At 60.8% G+C, this 1,694-nt stretch carries 1 protein-coding gene; it reads right to left on the bottom strand.

The genetic code is table 11. The features are described from left to right. Positions 1–22 precede the first annotated feature (22 nt). Entirely contained in the window at positions 23–1,591 is a 1,569-nt protein-coding gene (locus tag BMI01S_RS37260; RefSeq protein WP_244145489.1) for an integrase catalytic domain-containing protein, read from the bottom strand. Positions 1,592–1,694 lie beyond the last annotated feature (103 nt).

The following is a 1,694-nucleotide window of genomic DNA, read 5'->3' as shown; positions in this document are numbered from 1 at the left end:
CGTGTTGCCTCACGGGATGATGTTACTCCCGGGTAATTGTCACTCTCCGGTTGTTTTGCGATGAAGGCTGGCGCTGCGTAGCAGCGCCAGCCTTCATCGCGTCGGCGCCGCCGAGTATCCTGGTCACCAGTTCCCTGGCGCGGTTCGATCGCCATGCCTTCACGCGGCGCTGCAGGGTGCGCAACTGAGCACCAGAATACATCGCCGGTGCCATGGCGACGAGACGCTCATGTAGCTTTTTCGCCGTGATGCCGGGCTCGGCTTCAAGCCATTGCTGTATTGTTGGCCACGTATGCTCGAACGGATCTTCCCGGCTGCGCCAGGTATGAGGGACGCTCGCCTTTCGGTGATGCGTCGGTCTTACCTCGCCGTCCTGCCAGGCTGTCCCGAGGCGCGCCAGGAAATCCGCGAGGGGGACGCGAGCAGATGTTTTTGCCTCCGTCAGCGCCGTGCCGGATTCGCTGCATTGCGCGACGTGCTGCTGTGCTTCGCGCATTCGGCTCAAGAGGTCCAGTGGGTCGAGAGCGCGAAACTTAGCACGTAGTCTGCGTTTGGTTGCCTCCGGCACCGACGCCGAACGCAGCACGCGCTCAAGCGGCGTCAAGGGCGCTTCATACCGCTTGGTGACCCTCGCGCCATGACGTGTCTTCGATTTCAGCTTGAATGAAGGCTGGAAGAAGTTAATGTACAGACGCGACACCTCGTAAAGGGAGGCAAGAGTTTCCGTGGCTTCAAGTCCACGCAGCCTGCCATAGCCGACGAGGCGACGTACGATCGATCCATTCTTCTGCTCGACCCACGCCTGGTCATTTTTCTTGTACGCGCGTGAGCGTGTCAGCTCGATGCCTGTTGCCTTGCAGAAGTCGAATACGGCCTCGTTCATGAAGGCCGTGTCGTTATCGCAGTCCAGACCGCGAAGCGGAAACGGCAAGGCAGGCCTGACGCGCTCGACGTACTCGAGGACGAGCGTGCCGCTGCGGTACGGCATGGCGAGGCATTCGGTCCAGCCGGTCGCGATATCGGTCATCACGAAGCTGTGCACGAAGTCGCCGTCGATCTTGGTGCCACCGCAATGCTCGACGAAATCGACCTCGAGATAGCCGGGCAGCGGATTGTTCCAGTCAGAGAAGGTCCGGATCGGCACGGCACGGCGAATTGCATTGCCCACTCCGCCCGCGCGCCGGCGTTGACCCGCGAAAGCCTGTTCGCGCACGTCACGCAGCAGCCGGTCGATGGTGGCGGCACTGATCTGGTTCAGCCGTTGGCGAACGTCCTTCGATAGCGTCAGGTGACCATGCCGTGTCATCGAGTCGATCAGCGTTGGAATGAGCGCCTTCAGCCGCTTGCCGCAGATTCGATCCGCAGCCTCCCACAGCGTAATCAGTGCGGCCCGCACCGTATCGTCATAGCGGCGCTGTGGACCGGGCTTCGTCCTTGAGGGCAGAGGCTCGCGGCACAGTACGCGGATAGCGTGCTTGCGATGATACCCAGTCACTCGGACAAACTCGTCCAGTATCTCGCGCTTCTCGTTCCGATCAGACCGGCGGTACCGCTCACCGACTGCCTCAGTCAATTCCCGTCGTGTTGTCATGCTGAGCCGCCTCGTCATAAGTCGTCCCCGTCAGCATTCTGACGGGTAACAAATTACATGAGGCAACAGGCATCGCCTGGTAGCAAAAATCTTGAGTCAATGC

Source organism: Paraburkholderia mimosarum LMG 23256 = NBRC 106338 (genome assembly GCF_000739815.1).
GTDB classification, from domain to species: Bacteria; Pseudomonadota; Gammaproteobacteria; order Burkholderiales; family Burkholderiaceae; genus Paraburkholderia; species Paraburkholderia mimosarum.
Note: the sequence above shows the minus strand (reverse complement) of the source record. Positions and strands in the feature narration are given on the sequence as shown.